The 16,984-nt window shown below is 63.0% G+C and carries 17 protein-coding genes and 1 pseudogene; 14 read left to right on the top strand and 4 right to left on the bottom strand.

Features of this window, described 5'->3' with window-relative positions; genetic code table 11:
* The first annotated feature begins 118 nt into the window (after window positions 1-118).
* The 6 genes from ASE82_RS09145 to ASE82_RS09120 all read left to right on the top strand — a co-directional run bounded on the left by ASE82_RS09145 (window position 119) and on the right by ASE82_RS09120 (window position 6,269).
* Window positions 119-1,288 (top strand): YncE family protein, encoded by a 1,170-nt coding sequence (locus ASE82_RS09145; protein WP_051583499.1) that lies wholly within the window; start codon window positions 119-121, stop codon window positions 1,286-1,288.
* The gene (locus ASE82_RS09140; protein WP_235524640.1) at window positions 1,269-2,318 is read left to right on the top strand and encodes a malate dehydrogenase; all 1,050 of its coding nucleotides are present in this window, start codon (window positions 1,269-1,271) and stop codon (window positions 2,316-2,318) included. Before ASE82_RS09145 ends, ASE82_RS09140 begins: the two co-directional genes overlap by 20 nt.
* A gap of 88 nt (window positions 2,319-2,406) precedes the next feature.
* On the top strand, window positions 2,407-3,279 hold the full coding sequence (locus ASE82_RS09135; protein ID WP_056061921.1) for a LysR family transcriptional regulator: 873 nt from the start codon (window positions 2,407-2,409) through the stop codon (window positions 3,277-3,279).
* Window positions 3,276-4,427 (top strand): TDT family transporter, encoded by a 1,152-nt coding sequence (locus ASE82_RS09130; protein WP_056061918.1) that lies wholly within the window; start codon window positions 3,276-3,278, stop codon window positions 4,425-4,427. The genes ASE82_RS09135 and ASE82_RS09130 overlap by 4 nt, the downstream gene beginning before the upstream one ends.
* Before the next feature lie 107 nt (window positions 4,428-4,534).
* Window positions 4,535-5,779 carry a molybdopterin-dependent oxidoreductase gene (locus tag ASE82_RS09125; RefSeq protein WP_200910705.1) on the top strand — a complete coding sequence of 415 codons (1,245 nt, stop codon included), beginning with the start codon at window positions 4,535-4,537 and terminating at the stop codon, window positions 5,777-5,779.
* Between the two features lie 13 nt (window positions 5,780-5,792).
* On the top strand, window positions 5,793-6,269 hold the full coding sequence (locus ASE82_RS09120) for a hypothetical protein (protein ID WP_037535047.1): 477 nt from the start codon (window positions 5,793-5,795) through the stop codon (window positions 6,267-6,269).
* Here the strand turns inward: ASE82_RS09120 and ASE82_RS09115 are convergent.
* From ASE82_RS09115 to ASE82_RS09100, 4 genes are all read right to left on the bottom strand, one after another.
* The gene (locus ASE82_RS09115; RefSeq protein WP_056061908.1) at window positions 6,266-7,225 is read right to left on the bottom strand and encodes an IS481 family transposase; all 960 of its coding nucleotides are present in this window, start codon (window positions 7,223-7,225) and stop codon (window positions 6,266-6,268) included. The genes ASE82_RS09120 and ASE82_RS09115 overlap by 4 nt on opposite strands.
* A 114-nt stretch (window positions 7,226-7,339) precedes the next feature.
* The gene (locus ASE82_RS09110; protein ID WP_152555463.1) at window positions 7,340-7,852 is read right to left on the bottom strand and encodes an MgtC/SapB family protein; all 513 of its coding nucleotides are present in this window, start codon (window positions 7,850-7,852) and stop codon (window positions 7,340-7,342) included.
* The gene (locus tag ASE82_RS09105) at window positions 7,849-8,919 is read right to left on the bottom strand and encodes a sulfite oxidase (RefSeq protein WP_037535043.1); all 1,071 of its coding nucleotides are present in this window, start codon (window positions 8,917-8,919) and stop codon (window positions 7,849-7,851) included. The genes ASE82_RS09110 and ASE82_RS09105 overlap by 4 nt, the downstream gene beginning before the upstream one ends.
* 59 nt (window positions 8,920-8,978) lie before the next feature.
* Window positions 8,979-10,070 carry a YeiH family protein gene (locus ASE82_RS09100; protein WP_235524639.1) on the bottom strand — a complete coding sequence of 364 codons (1,092 nt, stop codon included), beginning with the start codon at window positions 10,068-10,070 and terminating at the stop codon, window positions 8,979-8,981.
* A gap of 110 nt (window positions 10,071-10,180) precedes the next feature.
* Between ASE82_RS09100 and ASE82_RS09095 the strand changes: the two are divergent.
* From ASE82_RS09095 to ASE82_RS09065, 8 genes and pseudogenes are all read left to right on the top strand, one after another.
* Window positions 10,181-11,058: pseudogene (locus ASE82_RS09095) on the top strand (LysR substrate-binding domain-containing protein).
* 450 nt (window positions 11,059-11,508) lie between these two features.
* On the top strand, window positions 11,509-11,907 hold the full coding sequence (locus ASE82_RS09090) for a DUF983 domain-containing protein (protein WP_042466346.1): 399 nt from the start codon (window positions 11,509-11,511) through the stop codon (window positions 11,905-11,907).
* Window positions 11,908-11,949: 42 nt separating this feature from the next.
* Window positions 11,950-12,258 carry a hypothetical protein gene (locus ASE82_RS09085; protein WP_042466347.1) on the top strand — a complete coding sequence of 103 codons (309 nt, stop codon included), beginning with the start codon at window positions 11,950-11,952 and terminating at the stop codon, window positions 12,256-12,258.
* A 57-nt stretch (window positions 12,259-12,315) separates the two neighbouring features.
* Window positions 12,316-13,710: an aminotransferase-like domain-containing protein gene (locus tag ASE82_RS09080; protein WP_235524638.1), complete on the top strand. Its 1,395-nt coding sequence runs from the start codon at window positions 12,316-12,318 to the stop codon at window positions 13,708-13,710.
* Between the two features lie 107 nt (window positions 13,711-13,817).
* Window positions 13,818-15,209 carry a cytochrome ubiquinol oxidase subunit I gene (locus ASE82_RS09075; protein ID WP_031439185.1) on the top strand — a complete coding sequence of 464 codons (1,392 nt, stop codon included), beginning with the start codon at window positions 13,818-13,820 and terminating at the stop codon, window positions 15,207-15,209.
* 6 nt (window positions 15,210-15,215) lie between these two features.
* Window positions 15,216-16,223 carry a cytochrome d ubiquinol oxidase subunit II gene (cydB, locus tag ASE82_RS09070; RefSeq protein WP_031439186.1) on the top strand — a complete coding sequence of 336 codons (1,008 nt, stop codon included), beginning with the start codon at window positions 15,216-15,218 and terminating at the stop codon, window positions 16,221-16,223.
* A complete protein-coding gene (locus ASE82_RS18870; RefSeq protein WP_081874069.1) occupies window positions 16,223-16,345 on the top strand; it encodes a DUF2474 domain-containing protein in 123 nt (40 codons plus the stop codon). The genes cydB and ASE82_RS18870 overlap by 1 nt, the downstream gene beginning before the upstream one ends.
* A 30-nt stretch (window positions 16,346-16,375) precedes the next feature.
* Entirely contained in the window at window positions 16,376-16,897 is a 522-nt protein-coding gene (locus ASE82_RS09065) for an aminotransferase class I/II-fold pyridoxal phosphate-dependent enzyme (RefSeq protein ID WP_199860757.1), read from the top strand.
* Window positions 16,898-16,984: the final 87 nt, after the last annotated feature.

Genomic DNA, 16,984 nt, shown 5'->3' with positions numbered 1-16,984 from the left:
ATCGCGTTTTCGTATTGAAATCATCGCGACCATGCGTTGGACGCGAGGGACATATCGGTCGATCTAGCGGCATCGGACCGGCACGATCACCCGCCGGGTCCGTGATAAGGATCAAACGATGAAAGCTGCGATCGTTCTGGTTGCCGCGATGTTGGCCTCCGTAGCGCCAGTCCCGGCGATCGCTCAGGCCTATTGGGCTGCACCTGCGGCGGACGACTTTCCCTACGATATCAAGGCGGTTCAGGCACCGTGGTCGAAGGCTGATATCGACCTCAGCCATCATGACCGGATCTATGTGTCTGACCCTACATCGACGAAGATCGTTGTCATCGATCCTGCAGCGGGCAACGAACTGGGACGGATCGACCTCGCCAAAAGCGCGATAGCTGAGCCCAGCTTTTCCAGCCCCAAAGTCCAGCACCTGGCTGCAACGCGTGACGGGCGGACCCTGGCGGTATCGGCATTAGCGCAGCACAGTGTGACGCTCGTAGATCTGGCCACGAACACGGAACGAGGCCGGACCGTGTTCCAGACGTCGCCTACCGCCGTCGCGTTTACGCCCAATGGGCACGAACTCTGGGTTTCGCTCGGCGATGAACATGCCATCGCGGTCGTGGATCCTAAGACAGCGCGGGAGATCACCCGCGTACCAGCAAGTGGCGGAGCGGGCGCAACCATCCTGTCGCCAAACGGACGCTATGCCTTTGTATCGCTTACTGAAAGGCCGTCCATCCTGGTTGTCGACGTCGAGCATCGGCGCGTCGTCGGACACGTTGCCAGCAACGGTGCAGGTGCGGGAGCAATCGCGGTCTCGCCAGATGGCAAACAGATCTGGGCAACACGCCGCGAGAGCGGCACGACCACGGTCTTTGCTGCCAAACCGCCGTTTGCGGTACGCGAAGTGATAAACACTGGTCCAGCAACGGGCGCGGTCAACTTCGCCCAGCGCGCAGACGATTCCTTTGCCTATGTCAGCGTTGGCGGCGATCAACCTGCAATCAAGGTCTATAGAACCGACAGCCTGGAGGCTGTGGCAACCGTCCCGCTACAAGCGGCTCCGAGTGCGGTTTGGCCGTCGGGCGATGGTACGAGGATCTATGCCAGCCTGGCCGGAACCAACAAGGTCGCTGGGATCGACACGCTGACGTACACCACCGTGTCGACGATCCCGATCAGTACGGATGCGCAGAGCCTGATCTACGTTCCTGGTGCCGTAAGATCAGGAAAAGGTCTCGCCAATCTGGTGCCATCCGGGCGCGATGCGGCGCTTGCCCTGGCGGCGCGTTGATCGGTCTCACACCGTCTGTAATCTCCCAACGAAAGCCCTTTCCAAAATGACCAAGCCCCCCGTCAGGATCGCGATCAGCGGTGCCGCAGGACAAATTTGCTATTCGCTGCTCTTCCGGGTCGCGCAGGGTGACGTGTTCGGACCGGACCAGCCCGTTATCCTTCAACTGCTCGACGTGCCGCAGGCGCTGGACGCAGTACGCGGCGTGGTCATGGAACTGGAGGATTGCGCGTTCCCGCTGCTGGCAGATGTGATCATTACTGATGATCCGATGGTGGCTTTCAAGGACATCGATGCGGCCATGCTGGTCGGGTCTCGTCCCCGCTCGAAGGGCATGGAGCGCCGTGATTTGCTCGCTGCCAACGCAGCGATCTTCAAGACGCAGGGCGCAGCGCTGGACGCAGTGGCCAAACGCGACGCCAAGATCCTGGTCGTCGGTAATCCCGCCAACACAAATGCCTGGATCATTGCGCAAAGCGCACCGGGTTTCCCTGCCGAAAACATCACGTCGATGATCCGCCTCGATCACAACCGCGCGCAGGGACAGCTTGCGGCCAAGGCGGGTGTCGGTGTCGATGCGATTACAAAGCTCGTCGTCTGGGGAAACCATTCGCCGACGATGTTTGCCGACTGGGGGAATGCCGAACTCGATGGCCAAAAGCTTGCCGACCGTATCGGAAACGAGGCCTGGTACCGCGAGACCCTGATCCCCACCGTTGCGCAGCGCGGAACCGCGATCATCGAAGCACGGGGTGCGTCCTCGGCCGCGTCGGCAGCAAATGCGGCGATCGACCATCTGCGCGATTGGGTGCACGGCGCAGGCGACAATTGGGTGTCGATGGGCGTGGTGTCAGATGGCTCCTACGGTATCCCGCAAGGGCTGGTGTGCGGCGTGCCGGTGCACTGCAAAAGCGGTGGGTATGCGCGTATCGAAGGACTGATCCTCGATCCATTCCAGCGATCGATGCTCGATCGCACGATTGCCGAACTGGTCGATGAACGTGAGGCGGTTATCGACATTCTGAAATGACCGATCGGTATATCTGATTGGAATGACCGTAATCTTTGGTTGGTGCGATTGATCTCCTTTCCCTATCATTGGGGCAAGGAGATCGGGCATGACCCTGGAACAACTCAGGATTTTCGTCGGTGTCGCTGAGCGCGAGCACATGACGCGCGCGGCCGAAGCGCTCAATGTGACGCAGTCAGCCGCAAGCGCTGCCATCGCCGCGCTGGAAGCCCGGCACGGCGTGCCGCTGTTCCACCGGGTCGGCCGTGGGATCGAACTGTCCGAAGCGGGCCGCATGTTTCTGGTCGACGCACGCGCAGTGCTTGGCCGTGCCGCCAGCGCGGAACTTGCACTGGCCGAATATGCAGGACTGGAGCGCGGCACCCTGCGGCTAGTCGCAAGCCAGACGATCGCGGGCTATTGGCTGCCCCGCCAGCTGGCCGCGTTCCATGCGCGCTACCCCGCGATCTCAATCGAACTGGCGATCGACAACACCGAGGGGGCCGCGGCGCGCGTGCTCGACGGTGCGGTCGAGCTCGGCTTCGTCGAGGGTGTGATCGACGAGCCCGCGCTCGCGCATTGGACGGTCGCGAACGACCGCATGGTGCTGGTAAGCGACCGCGCAGCCGACACGATCGACGAGGACTGGATCCGCGCCGCACGCTGGATCGTCCGCGAGCAGGGATCGGGCACGCGCTCGTCGTTCGAGGAGGTGCTGCGCCAGCGCGGCGTCGATCCGTCGGACCTCACCGTGGCGCTGATGCTACCATCGAACGAGGCGGTACGTAGCGCGGTCGAGGCCGGGGCGGGCGTCGCGGTGCTGTCGCAGCATGTCGTCGCACCTGCAATCGCGGCCGGCACGTTGCACGATCTACCGCTCGGTCTGCCGCGGCGTTCGTTCTACGCGCTGCGCCATAAAGAGCGGTATCGAACGCGGGCGGCCGATGCGCTGACCGATCTCATCAAGGAGACTGGCAAGTGACCGCCGATCTGAAACCCGTTCTCGATGGCCTGAAGCCCCTCAGCCGGCTCGACTCCCCGCGCGAGATGATCCGGCAGTTCACCCCCAACTGGTTCGCCGCTACGATGGGCACCGGCATTCTCGCGCTCGCCTTGCCGCAGGTGCCGGGCGTCGGCGCATCGCTGCACCCGGTCGGCGAGGCGCTGTGGTACTTCAACATCGCGCTCTTCACGCTGTTCGCCGGGCTCTACACCGCGCGCTGGACGATGTTCGGACACGAGGCGCGGCGGATCTTCGGGCACAACACCGTGTCGATGTTCATCGGCACGATCCCGATGGGGCTGGCGACGATCATCAACGGATGTCTTGCATTCGGCCTGCCGCAGTTCGGCGCGGGCGTGATCCCGATCGCCGAGACATTGTGGTGGATCGACGTCGCGATGTCGCTCGCCTGCGGTGTAGCGATCCCCTACCTCATGTTTACTCGGCACGAACATTCGCTCGACGGCATGACCGCGGTGTGGCTGCTGCCGGTGGTCGCGGCGGAGGTCGCAGGTGCGAGCGGCGGCCTGCTCGCCCCGCATCTGGCGGACGCGCATCACCAGTTCGTCGTGCTCGCAACGTCGTATGTGCTCTGGGCTTATTCAGTGCCGGTCGCGTTCGGCATCCTCGCGATCCTGATCCTGCGGATGGCACTGCACAAGCTGCCGCACGAGAGCATGGCCGCCTCGAGCTGGCTCGCGCTCGGTCCGATTGGCACCGGCGCGCTTGGGATGCCGGTGCTCGGCAGCAACGCGCCCGCGATCCTCGCCGCCAACGGCCTGGGGCAGATCGGCGCGGTAGCGCAGGGGATTGGCACGATTGCCGGGCTGCTGCTCTGGGGTTTCGGTCTGTGGTGGCTGGCGCTCGCGACGCTGATCACGATCCGCTACTGGCGCGCGGGCATTCCGTTCAACCTCGGCTGGTGGGGCTATACCTTCCCGCTTGGCGTCTCCACGGTCGCCACCTTCAAGCTCGGCACGACGCTTCAGCTCGGCTTTTTCGGGATCGTCGGCACTGTCCTCACAGTGGCGCTCGCAGCAATGTGGCTGCTGGTCGGCGCTAAGACGGTCGCGGGCGGCTGGCGCGGCAACCTGTTCGTGTCGCCCTGCATTGCCCAAGCCAATTGATGGGCCAAACCGATCGTCCTGCCGGATCGAACCGGCGAATCTGATCGACCCGTACCGGGCAGACCGGCGGACGGGTCGCGCATACAGAACATGACAGAAACGGGAGAATGTTGGTGGACAGCCTGGATATGAAACTGGCGCAGGCGACGAACCGCCGTCGCTTTCTCGCAGAGGCCGCGATCGGCAGCGGCGCGCTGATCGCCGCACCCGCGCTGGCGCAGAGCATGGTCGATCTGCACCTGCCGGGCGGTCCGTCGGAACGGCCGATGACCAGTGCGTTCCCCGGCAAGGGCAACATGATCCTCCAGCGTATCCACCCGCCTTTGCTGGAAACGCCGATGAGCGTGTTCAATGGCGACGTCTTCACGCCAAACGACCAGTTCTTCGTCCGCTGGCACTGGGCTGACATTCCGACCGCGATCGATGTCGAGGCGTTCCGGATCAAGGTGCACGGCGCGGTCACGCGGCCGCTGTCGATCTCGCTCGCGCAACTGCTGAAGTTGCCACGCGTCGAGCTGGCGGCGATCAACCAATGCTCGGGCAATTCGCGTGCGCTGTTCCAGCCCCCTGTTGCCGGTGCGCAGTGGCGTCACGGGGCGATGGGCAACGCCAAATGGCTCGGCGTGCGCCTGCGCGACGTGCTCGACATCGCCGGCGTGAAGCCGGGCGCGGTTGCGGTGCGGTTCGGTGCGCTCGACCAACCGGTGGTCGCGGGTGGACCGGATTTCGCCAAGTCGCTGTCGATCGACCACGCACGCGACGGCGAAGTGATGCTCGCCTTCGGGATGAACGGCGAACAGATGCCGCTCCTCAACGGCTTCCCGGTCCGGCTGATCGTACCCGGCTGGTATTCGACCTATTGGGTCAAGATGCTGAACGACATCGAGGTGCTCGCCGCACCCGACGACGGTTACTGGATGGCCAAGGCGTACAAGATCCCTGACACTCCAGGCGCGAACGTGCGGCCTGGCCAGAAGGATTTCCCGACCGTCCCGATCAACAAGATGATCCCGCGCAGCTGGGTCACGAGCCTCGACGAAGGGCAGGCAATCGCGTTCGACCGGTCAATCCCGCTGGGCGGCATTGCGATGGGGGGCGATTGCGGCGTCGCCAAGGTCGATGTGTCGACCGACAACGGCAAGACCTGGTACAAGACAGTGCTCGGCCCCGATCACGGCAAATACAGTTTCCGCCGCTGGGATGCGCAGGTGCCGCTCACGCATGCGGGCCCGACCAGGCTGATGTCGCGCTGCTGGAACACCGCCGGCATCGCGCAGCCGATGACGCCGATCTGGAACCCGGGCGGGTTCATGCGCGGCAACATCGAAACCACCAACATCGTCGTCGGCTGAGGAGCGCTCCCCCATGAAAACGCCTTCCATCGGCACGCTGTCGTTCGGGTTCGTCGGCGCGACCGTCGTTCTTCTGCTCGCGATTGGTGCCCCGAACAGCCGCGTCGCCCCGCCGCCTGCCGCCCCGACCGCACCACCGCCGCCAAGCGTCTCGGCGCGCGGCTTCTCGCTGGCGTCCACTTCGGTCGATCTCCCAACCGACGAAGGGCAATATCCCGCCGGCCCGCATGCCGACGTCATCAATGCGAACTGCACCTCGTGTCATTCGGCGAGCATGGCGCTGAACCAGCCGCCACTCTCCGCCGACCAGTGGACCGCGGAGGTCACCAAGATGCGCGAGGTCTACAAAGCCCCCGTCGCCGCAGCCGACGTGCCGGCGATCGTCGCTTATCTGACCGCCATGAGCGCAAAGCAGCCGGGCGCCGCGAAGGGCAAGGCGCAAGACCCCGATCCGAAGGCTGCGCCCGACGTATCGGGGGGATCAGGCTAGGTGTTTAGTCCCGGCATCTGGTGGATCGGATCGACAATGAACCTGTCCGGCTCTGACGTCCAGATCTTGGCGATGTATTCGTAGGGTGTGAGTCCGCTGAGCGTCTTGAGCCGGCGGGCAAAGTTATAGGCAGCCATGAAGTCGGCGAGGTGCGTCCGTAGCTGGTCATGGCTCTCGTAATGGAAGCGCTTGACGGTCGCCTCCTTGATGGTGCGGTTCATCCGCTCGACCTGACCGTTGGTCCAAGGGTGGTTCGGCTTGGTGAGCCGGTGCTCGATATCGTTCGCTTCACAGATCATGTCGAAGCGCATCTGACGCGACCAGGCGGTGTTACGGTTGCGCGGTTGCTCGGCGAACTGGATGCCGTTGTCGGTCAGGATCGTGTGAATGCGGTAGGGCACCGCTTTCAGCAGAAGTTCGAGGAACTCCCAAGCCGTCCGCCTGTCAGCCTTGTCGACGAGCTGGGTGACCGCAAACTTGCTGGTTCGGTCGATGCCGACGAACAGGTAAAGCTTGCCTTCGGCAGTCTGAACCTCGGCAATATCCACGTGGAAGAAGCCGATCGGGTAGCGCTGGAAGCGCTGTCGCTTCGGCTTGTCCCCCTCGATGTCCGGCAGACGGGATATGCCGTGCCGCTGCAGGCAGCGGTGCAGCGCCGACCGTGTCAGATGCGGGATCGACGGCTGCAACGCGTAGAGGCAATCGTCGAGCGGCAGTAATGTGTGACGCCGGAATGCAACGACCGCCGCCTCTTCGGCTTCGGTAAGGGTTGTGGAATGAGGGGCCTTCGGCCCGGTCTTTAAATCCTCGACCGTCGCCCGCTTACGCCACTTCGCCACCGTCTTCGGGTTGATCCCAAGCTCCCGGCTCAGCGTCGAGAGCGAAGCTTGCGATCGCTGTATTGCTGCTCTGACGGCGTGCGTGGTCGTGGCGCTCCCGTGACGTACCTGTCCCATACCGCTTCCTTCCATTCCAACGAAAGGATCGCACCATCAAACCGTGGGATCAAACACCTCATGAAGTCCTCCGTCTGCAAAACTACTGGTGCACCGTTTCGCGCCAAGGATTATTCAGGGTTTCTGCTCGGCGTCCCGCCGGTCCGCTTCGGCCGGGGTCTGCCGAGCGCGTTCGCGGATACGGCATTCGAGCGGTGCGCCGACGAACAACACTAGCATCGCCAGCAGCAGACCGCCCACAAGTAGTGGCCACACCGCCAATCCCGCTGCCGCTCCGAGCGTCGCTGACACCCAGATGCACGCCGCCGTTGCTAGCCCGTGCACCTCCTGCCCGCTGCCAACGCGCAGGACCGCGCCCGCGCCGATGAAGCCGACGCCGGATAGGATGCCCTGCATCACTCGACCTGCTGCATCGGCGTTCACGTTCGGCAAGCCGCTGTGGACGATCGCCTGGACGGCGATGCAACTCGCGAGCCCGACCAGCCCCAGCGTCCGCAGACCCATGATCTGTCGGTTCTCGCGTGACCGTTCCCAGCCGAGCGTCATGCCGGCCGCCGTCGCCACGATCATCCTGCCGATCGCGTCGACCCAGAAGGCGAGATCGACCGACAAAGGCGGCGGATTCACTCGACCAGCACGTGGACGTGGTGCCAGGCCGTGCAGAGGTATCCGGCGAAGTTCCACATCGTATCGGGTAGTTCGGGCTGACCCTGGCCCGCATCGTCGAACGCGCGCACCACAAGGTGCTGGCGCCCCTTGGGCAGTTCCGCATCGAGCGACCAGCGCTGCCAGCTCCACTGCCCGTCCGGATCGTCGGAGAAATCGGCCTGCCGCCAGTCTCGACCGCCGTTCAGCGACACCTCTACCCGCGACACGTCGCGCTCATAGGCGACGGCATAGCCCTCGATCCGGACCTTGCCCGCGGGCAGACTCTCGCCCGAACCAGGCGAGCAGATCGCGGCGTTGAGCGGCATGGCGTTGATCGTCAGCCCTTGCGTCCAGTCCGCCGTCTCGCTGGTCACGTCGGCCGGAAAAAGCTTGTAATCGTGCGCCTGGATCGGCGCCTCGGAGGGCGTGTCCTTGACCTCGATCCGGGTCAGCCACTTGGCGCTACGCACGCCAGCATAGCCTGGCACGACCAGACGCAACGGCGCACCGTGCTCGGATGCCAGCGGTTCGCCGTTCATCGCCCAGGCGAGCAGCACGTCGGGCGCCCGCGCCTTGGTCATAGCGATCGAGACGCCGAACGGTGCCACCTCGCCTTCCACATCCACCTCGTCAGCGCCGGTGAAGCAGACGAACAGGTTGGACGCGTCCGATGCTCCAACTGCATCCAACAGGTCTGCGAGCCGCACGCCCGTCCACTCGGCATTGCCGATCGCGCCTATGTCCCACGGATCGCCTGAAGTCTTGCCCACCTGTTGGAGATCGGTCCGGCGGTTGCCGGCGCACTGAAGCACAGCCGTGACAGTCCGGACCGGAAAGCGCGCCTTCAACTCCGCAATCGAGATGGAGCACTCGCCCACACTGATCCCGCCCACCTCAATCCGGTGATCGGCCGGCAGGTCCGGCACGGGCCCATGGCTGCGCACATAGAACAGGTTCTGTGGCGTCAAGAACCGCTCGATCAAGGCGCCGGGCACCGGCTCGGCGTTGTAGGGCTCGGGGTTCCGCTCTATCATCAGCTCGCTCATGCTATTGTAACGCCTGACAATCGGTTTGGCCTCGGCCTCATCCTCACTATCTTGCCCGATCATTCGATGTGCAGCGCGGCCAGCAGCGTCAGGCTGATCGCGGCCAAGCCGAGCAACGACAACACGACGGCCATGGTCACGCGGCCCCCGGCCTTGGCGACGGTGCGGACGTCCACGCCGAGCCCGAGCGCCGCCATGGAAACGACGGTCAGCAGCGTGGCGCTCCGGCCGATCGGCGCGATGGCGACGGTCGGCACCAGACCCAGCGAGCGGCAGGCGACCAGTGCGAGGAAGCCGATGATGAACCAGGGCACGAGGTGGGCGAGGTCCATCCGCTTGGCCGTAGGCGCACCGGCGACGAACTCGCCTTCGGGAACCGACTGCGGCGCGAGACGAGGCGCCACCAGCGACAGAACAAGGCACACCGGCCCGAGCATCAGCACGCGCACCAGCTTGACGAGCGTACCCATCTGCACGGCGGTGGCGCCCAACGGCGAGGCGGCTGCGATCACCTGCGGCACGGCATAGACAGTGAGCCCGGCGAGCGCCCCGAAGGCGAGCCCGCCCATGCCGAGCGCAATCCCGAGCAGTGGCAGGCCAAGCACTACCACCACACCCAGTACCGCCGTGAACGCGATCGAGGCAGCTACGTCGTCGCTGTCGGCGCCGATTACCGGTGCCACGGCCGCGATGGCGGAGTTGCCGCAGATTGAATTGCCGCAAGCCACCAGCAGCGCCATCCGCGTCGGCAAGCCGAGCAATCGGCCGATCCCAAAGCTGAGCAGGATTGCGCTCACGACCACGCCGGCGATACCGGCGAGGAGCGGCAGCCCGGCCGCCAAGATCGTCGCGGCACTGACCGAAGCACCGAGCAGGACGACCGCCACCTCCAGTAAGTATTTGGCGCTGAATGCGATGCCTTCGTGCCACCTTTCATCCGGGGTCCACAGGCTGCGCACGGCGGTGCCGATCAGGATGGCGAGCACCAGCGCCTCCAGCCACGCCTTGCCGGCCAGTGCGCGCTCGCCCGCCTCCAGCGCGTAGGCCGAGCCGGTGACGGCGAGGCAGAGGCCGACGCCGGGCAGCAGCGCGGGCAATCTGCTAGTCTGGACGGTAGGGAATATACGATCGGGATAGGCAAAACTGGCCACGGCGGTGTTCCTTCCGTCGCACGATCTAAACCCTGCCTACCGATCGCTCCAACTTAGCCTTGTTGTCATTCCGATCGTCAATCGTGATCGGTTTCTATATCAGGTGCGGTGTGACACTGGAGCAACTGCGCATCTTCGTCGGCGTGGCCGAGCGCAAGCATATGACCGTCGCGGCGCGGCCTTAAACGTCACGCAGTCAGAGGCTTCCGCAGCCATCGCCTCGCTTGAGGAGCGACACGCAACCAAGCTCTTCCACCGCGTCGGGCGCGGCATCGCTCTGACAGAGGCCGGACGGCTGTTCCTGACCGAGGCTCGCGGAGTTCTTGCGCGGGCCGACGCGGCCGAGACGGTGCTGGAGGAGCTTGGCGGGCTGAAGCGGGGCACGCTGCGCCTCGTCGCCAGCCAGACCATCGCCGCCTACTGGTTGCCGCCCATCCTTGCGGCTTTCCATGAGCGCTATCCGGCGATTAGTATCGAACTGTCGATCGGCAACACCGGGCAGGCCGCGGCACGCGTCTATGACGGCAAGGCCGATCTGGGTATTGTCGAGGGCGAGATCGACAACCCGGCGTTGGCGCATTGGCCGATCGGCGAAGACCGGCTGTTGCTCGTCGGAGCACAGCCTTTCGGCGACGCCGACATCGACGTGACATGGCTGCGACGAGCACGCTGGGGGCAACGGGAGCCTGGATCAGGCACGCGATCGACGTTGAATAGCGAGTTGCGCAGCTTGGGAGTCGATCCGGCTGCCCTCGACGTGGCGCTGACGATGCCGTCTAATGAAAGCGACCGAACGGCCGTGGAGGCTGGGGCGGACGTTGCTGTCCTGTCGGCGCTAGTGGTCGACCCGGCCATCAAGGCAGGTCTGTTGCACGTCGCACCGATCACATTCGCTCCTCGCCCCTTCTTCGGGCTGCGGCATAAGGAACGCTATCGCACGAAAGCCGCGGATGCGCTGTTGGACGTGATCGGGTTGCAGCGGCGGTAGGTACGCATCGGCATTCCCAAAATGCCATCCTTTTTGGGACCGCCCGCGATCGCCATCTCCTTCCTGAAACCTGTCTGACCGCACTCTACCAGATTTGCGCCATAGTAGGACGGGACATCGCCCACGAGCGGCCGGATCTGGCAGTAGCTGTCGTTCGGCAGACCGTGCCGGGACGACGCCCTTGTCCCAGAAGGCGTAGATTACGGCGGAAAACCCTGTCGCCATCCTGGATGCACGACAAACGGGTGTTTTCGGACGCTCGCGCAGGGCTGACGGCGCTTAGCGTCTGGGTCCGTTCCATGTACCGACCCCAATTAGATAACAGCCGATAAATGATGCGCGCAAAGTAACTAGAAATTCCATGCAATACGTACTATGTATGTGCGATCGCTAAAAACAAACGGTGCGCATGTGACCCAAGATACCGACGGTGACAAATTCCGCTGGATTATGAAGACCGGTTGGAAGGGCCTGTGCCCGCGATGCGGCAAGGGGCACATGTTTAAGTCGTGGCTCAAGGTCGCGGACCGATGCGAGGCCTGCGGTCTCGACTATCGGTTTGCAGCGCCTGACGATGGTCCTGCCTTCTTTTCCTTGTGCATCGTTGCCTTCCCGCTCGCTTTCTTTGTCGTGTGGATCCAGGTAAAATTTGATCCCGTGTGGTGGGTGCATCTGTTCACGTCACTCCCAGTCATGCTTTTGGGATGTCTGCTGCCGCTGCACCCCATCAAAGGCTGGCTGGTCGCCTCTCAGTACGTGAATCGTGCTCAGGAGGCCGGTACGGGCAAGATCTGGGATCAGCTTCACGGCCGGGAGAATACGAAGGACAGTAGTAACTTCGACGATTAATCCGGTCGCAGGTCTTGTCAGATCCATTTTTTGGAGCGGTCTATGCGCTCGTTGATGCCTGATGCCCGGCGCATCGCCGCTTCATACCTAACCTCTACGGGGCGCTCGAACGACGCTCGCACGGTGCTTGCCGGCAGTGGGGACGATTATGTCGAAGTCCGCGTCGCCCTACAGGCGCTCAGTGAAATTGCAGCGCGTGTCGGTCGTGCTGAGCGGGCGCTAGCCTGTTACGCCGATGAAAGCTTCTGGGAGGCTGACTGCGCGGAGGCCTCGCTCGCCTTCCACGATCATGGCGAAATCGCGCGATCGGCGCTTGCGGGCAAGGAGCTTTACGCCCTCCATCGCGACTGAATTCGAACGCAATATTTTGTCTTCGCAATGCATGGACTTTGTACGTGAGCCATATATATGAGAACCATGCAAACCTGGAAACCCGATATCGAGTCCATTGCGGGGCCAAAGTACCTTGCGATTGCTGAGGCGCTCTCGAAGGATATCGAGGCTGGACGCCTTGCTGCCGGTACGCGGCTGCCGCCCCAGCGGGCCCTTGCCGAAGCGTTAAGCGTCGATCTGACGACGGTCACGCGTGCTTACGGCGAGGCGCAGCGGCTCGGATTGATCGAGGGTGACGGCCGGCGTGGTAGCTTTGTTCGCCAGAAGAAGGTCGACACTCCTAAAGCCACCTACAGCGAGCCGGTCGATACCGGTATGAACGCGCCACCTGAAATTCCAGGCGCACTTCTTGCTGCAGCGTTCCGACAATCTGCCGACGCTTTACTAACCCGTTCTGATGTCGCTGCGCCGTTCCAGTATCAGCCGAGTGGCGGCATGATCGTGGCCCGCGAAGCTGGTGCTGATCTGTTGAGCGCTCGCGGCGTTCCGTGTCACGACGACACCGTTCTGGTGACGGCGGGCGGGCAACACGCCCTTCACGCGATCGTTAGCGCAGAGCTGCAACCCGGCGACACCGTAGCAGTCGCCGCACACATCTATCCGGGGTTCCAATCGGTCGCCCGCCGGTACGGTTTGCGCCTGTTCGTCGTAGCGTCGGATGCGGAAGGCCTGATCGCGGAAGCGCTCGACGCCGCCTGTGCCCAAGGCAGTGTGCGTGCTGTGTATGTCGTACCTACCAACGATAATCCGACGACCGCGACAATGGGCGTGGACCGGCGCAAGGCGATTGCCACCGTTGCCGAGCAGCACGGTCTGATCGTCATCGAGGATGACGCCTATGGCCTCCTGCCGGAACGGCCCTTGCCCCCGATCGCATCGTTCGCGGAGGATCGGACCTGGCACATCGCCAGCGTATCGAAGATTTTATCGCCGGGTCTGCGTATTGCGTGGCTGCGTGCACCCACAGTCGCACAAGCATGGCGACTGGCGGCCGACGTGCACGAAACCGCAATCATGGCACCACCGCTCAATGCAGCGGTCGTGGCGGACTGGATTGGCAGTGGAGTGTTCCAGCAGCTCACCACCGCTGTTCGGGTCGAGGCACAGGCTCGTCAGGCAATCGTGGCAAAGTTTCTCGATCCGCAAGGGTTCCAGTCACAGCCGGAAGGGTATCATCTGTGGATGCCGCTGCCCTCGGACGCCAATTCCAGTGAGATCGTAAACACATTGCGCCCCCACGGCTTATCCGTGGTGGGTGCAGATGTGTTCGCAGTTGACCGGTCAAGCGGTTCACCCGCGTTGCGCGTGTCAATCGGAGGCACTCTTTCCCGCGAACGTCTTGAACGTGGCTTGCGCTTACTTGGCGCGATGACCGCCCCGAACGCAACCAGAAAGATCTCGCTGGTCTGAACCTGGGCTGTTGCACCTGATCGATCACATCACAGAAATATAGGCGATCAGGCGCGACGTGATGGCCGAGTTAATCTCGGTATGGCGAACCACAAGAGGACCCCCTCATGGGTGACGAAGCCCTTTTCCTTGCCCGGGTGCAGTTTGCATTCACGGTATCATTCCACTTCATATTTCCAGCATTTTCCATTGGGCTTGCAAGCTTCCTGATGGTGCTGGAAGGCGCGTGGTTGCGAACCGGCCGGGGCGTCTACGCCAATCTCTATCGCTACTGGCTGAAGATCTTCGCGGTGGCATTCGGCATGGGCGTCGTCTCGGGGATCGTCATGTCCTACCAGTTCGGCACGAACTGGTCGGTATTCTCTGATAAAGCCGGCCCCGTCGTTGGGCCGCTCATGGCCTATGAAGTGCTAACCGCCTTCTTCCTGGAAGCCGGTTTCCTTGGCGTCATGTTGTTCGGCATCAACAAGGTTGGACCCAAGCTGCACTTTTTCGCGACCTGCATGGTGGCACTCGGCACCTTCATTTCGGCGACCTGGATCATCAGTACCAACAGCTGGATGCATACGCCGCAAGGGTTTGCCATCAACGGCCAGGGGCAGTTCGTACCAGCCGGATCGTGGCTGCCGATCATCTTTAATCCAAGCTTCCCGTACCGACTGACGCACGTCGTGATCGCCGCCTATCTGACGACCTCGCTTGTTGTCGGAGCAGTCGGTGCCTGGCATCTGCTGCGTGACCGCACCAATCCCGGCGCGCGCAAGATGTTCTCGATGGCGATGTGGATGGTGGCGATTGCGGCACCGGCGCAAATCCTCGCCGGTGATGCTCATGGCCTCAACACGCTGGAGCATCAGCCAGCCAAGGTAATGGCCATGGAGGGGCATTACGACAGCCATCCCAATGGGGCTCCGCTGATCCTGTTCGGTATCCCCAATGCGGCCGAGAAACGCATCGACTATGCGATCGAGATACCCAAGGCATCGTCCCTGATCCTGAAGCACGACCCTAACGCGCCGCTCGCCGGGCTCGACACGATCCCTGACGATCGTGAGCCGCCCGTCACCGTGGTCTTCTGGTCTTTCCGGGTCATGGTCGGACTGGGCATGGCAATGCTGGGACTTGGACTGTTCAGCCTTGTCGCGCGGTTCCGCCGGCAGCTCTATGATTGGCGATGGCTACACCGAGCTGCCATGATCATGGGTCCGGCAGGCTTCGTCGCGGTGATTGCCGGGTGGATTACGACGGAAGTCGGACGGCAGCCTTATACGGTCTACGGGTATCTTCTGACTGCCCAGTCGCACTCGCCGCTTCGTGCCGCAGCCGTTGCGACATCGCTGCTGACGTTCGTGATCGTCTACTTCATCGTGTTCGGCGCGGGCACTTATTACCTGCTCCGCCTCATGGCCAAGGCACCTGCTCCACATGAGAGCGAACCGGCCTCCACCCCGCAGCGGGCGACGGGTTTCACGCCCGCCCCTGCTCTGAGCAAGGAGTAAGCTGCCATGCTCTACAATTATGATCTGGCTACCGTCTGGGCCTTCATCCTTGCCTTCGCGATCTTCGCCTATGTCGTGATGGACGGCTTCGATCTTGGCATCGGCATTCTCTTTCCGACGCTGAAGGTTGGGGAGGAACGCGATCAGGCGATGAACTCGATCGCTCCGGTGTGGGACGGCAACGAGACCTGGCTGGTGCTTGGGGGGGGCGGCCTGATGGCGGCCTTCCCGCTCGCATACTCCGTCATCCTGCCGGCTACTTACCCGCTGGTAATCGGCATGCTGCTCGGTTTGATCTTCCGCGGCGTGGCATTCGAGTTTCGTTGGCGTGACCCGCGTCATCGCCCGTATTGGGACACCGCCTTCTTCGTTGGTTCTGTCGTGGCAACGTTTTCGCAAGGCATACTGCTCGGAGCGGTGCTGCAAGGGATCAAGGTCGAAGGTCGCGCCTATGCCGGTGGTTCGTTGGACTGGCTGTCGCCCTTTAGCCTGCTGACCGGCGTTGCGCTTCTGTCCGGTTATGCCCTGCTGGGGTCGAGCTGGTTGATCGGCAAGTCGCACGGTTCGCTTCAGGAGCACTCGCGAAAGATGGCGTTTCGGCTGGGCATAGCGACTTTGATTGTGATGGCCGCGGTTAGCGCAGCGACGCCGTTCCTGGCGATCGACTATTGGCACCGCTGGTTCGAAATGCCCCGCGTGTTGTTCACGTCTCAGGTCCCTCTCGCGACGATCGCGGTCGGAGGCATCTTCTTCTGGAGTCTGAAGCGTGGTCGGGAACGCCTGCCGTTCCTTGTCACGCTGGCCCTCTTCGCGCTCGGATTCCTGGGCCTCGGGATCAGTATGTTCCCGTATGTGGTGCCGCGTGCGCTGACGATCTGGGATGCGGCAGCGCCCGAGAAGAGCCAGATTTTCATGCTGGTGGGGACCGTCTTTATCATGCCGCTGATCATCACCTACACCGCCTGGGCCTATTGGGTCTTCCGCGGCAAAACCGTCACCGAAGGCTATCACTGATGGCTGACACCCCACCGGCATCGCTTTGGCGACGGATCGGCTGGCTGGTGCTGATCTGGACGCTCAGCGTGCTGGCCCTCGGGATCGTCGCCAGCATCATTCGCTGGTGGCTACACCCCTAGACTTTCTCTGACGTTCCCTAGGAGCGAACCATGAACCTCGATGCTCATTTTGAAGATCTTCTCGCCAAAACCCGGCTTGAAGGGCGCTACCGAACCTTCGCACAGTTGGAGCGGATCGCGGGCGCCTTCCCGAAGGCGCGCTGGCACCGTCCAGACGGCACCATGCGCGAGGTGACGGTATGGTGCAGCAACGACTATCTCGGCATGGGGCAGCATCCCGACGTCCTTGCAGCGATGCATGAGACCATCACACGCTCAGGTGCCGGCACCGGCGGAACACGGAATATCTCAGGCACGGTTAGTGAGCACGTCGCCTTGGAACAGGAGCTTGCCGGACTGCATGGCAAGGAAGCCGCGCTCCTGTTCACGTCTGGCTGGATCAGCAATCTGGCAGCCCTTGGCACACTCGGGCGGTTGCTGCCGAATTGCGCGATATTCTCGGACGCACTCAACCACAATTCCATGATCGAGGGCATCAAGCGCTCTGGCGCAGAACGGTTCATCTTCCGCCACAACGACGTAGCGCATCTGGAAGAGCTGCTAGGTGTTTGATCCCACGGTTTGATGGTGCGATCCTTTCGTTGGAATGGAAGGAAGCCATATGGGACAGGTACGTCACGGGAGCGCCACGACCACGCA

Source organism: Sphingomonas sp. Leaf230, assembly GCF_001421745.1.
Lineage (GTDB): Bacteria > Pseudomonadota > Alphaproteobacteria > Sphingomonadales > Sphingomonadaceae > Sphingomonas.
The sequence above is the reverse complement of the archived record's forward strand: the minus strand, read 5'-3'. Positions and strand labels throughout refer to the sequence as shown.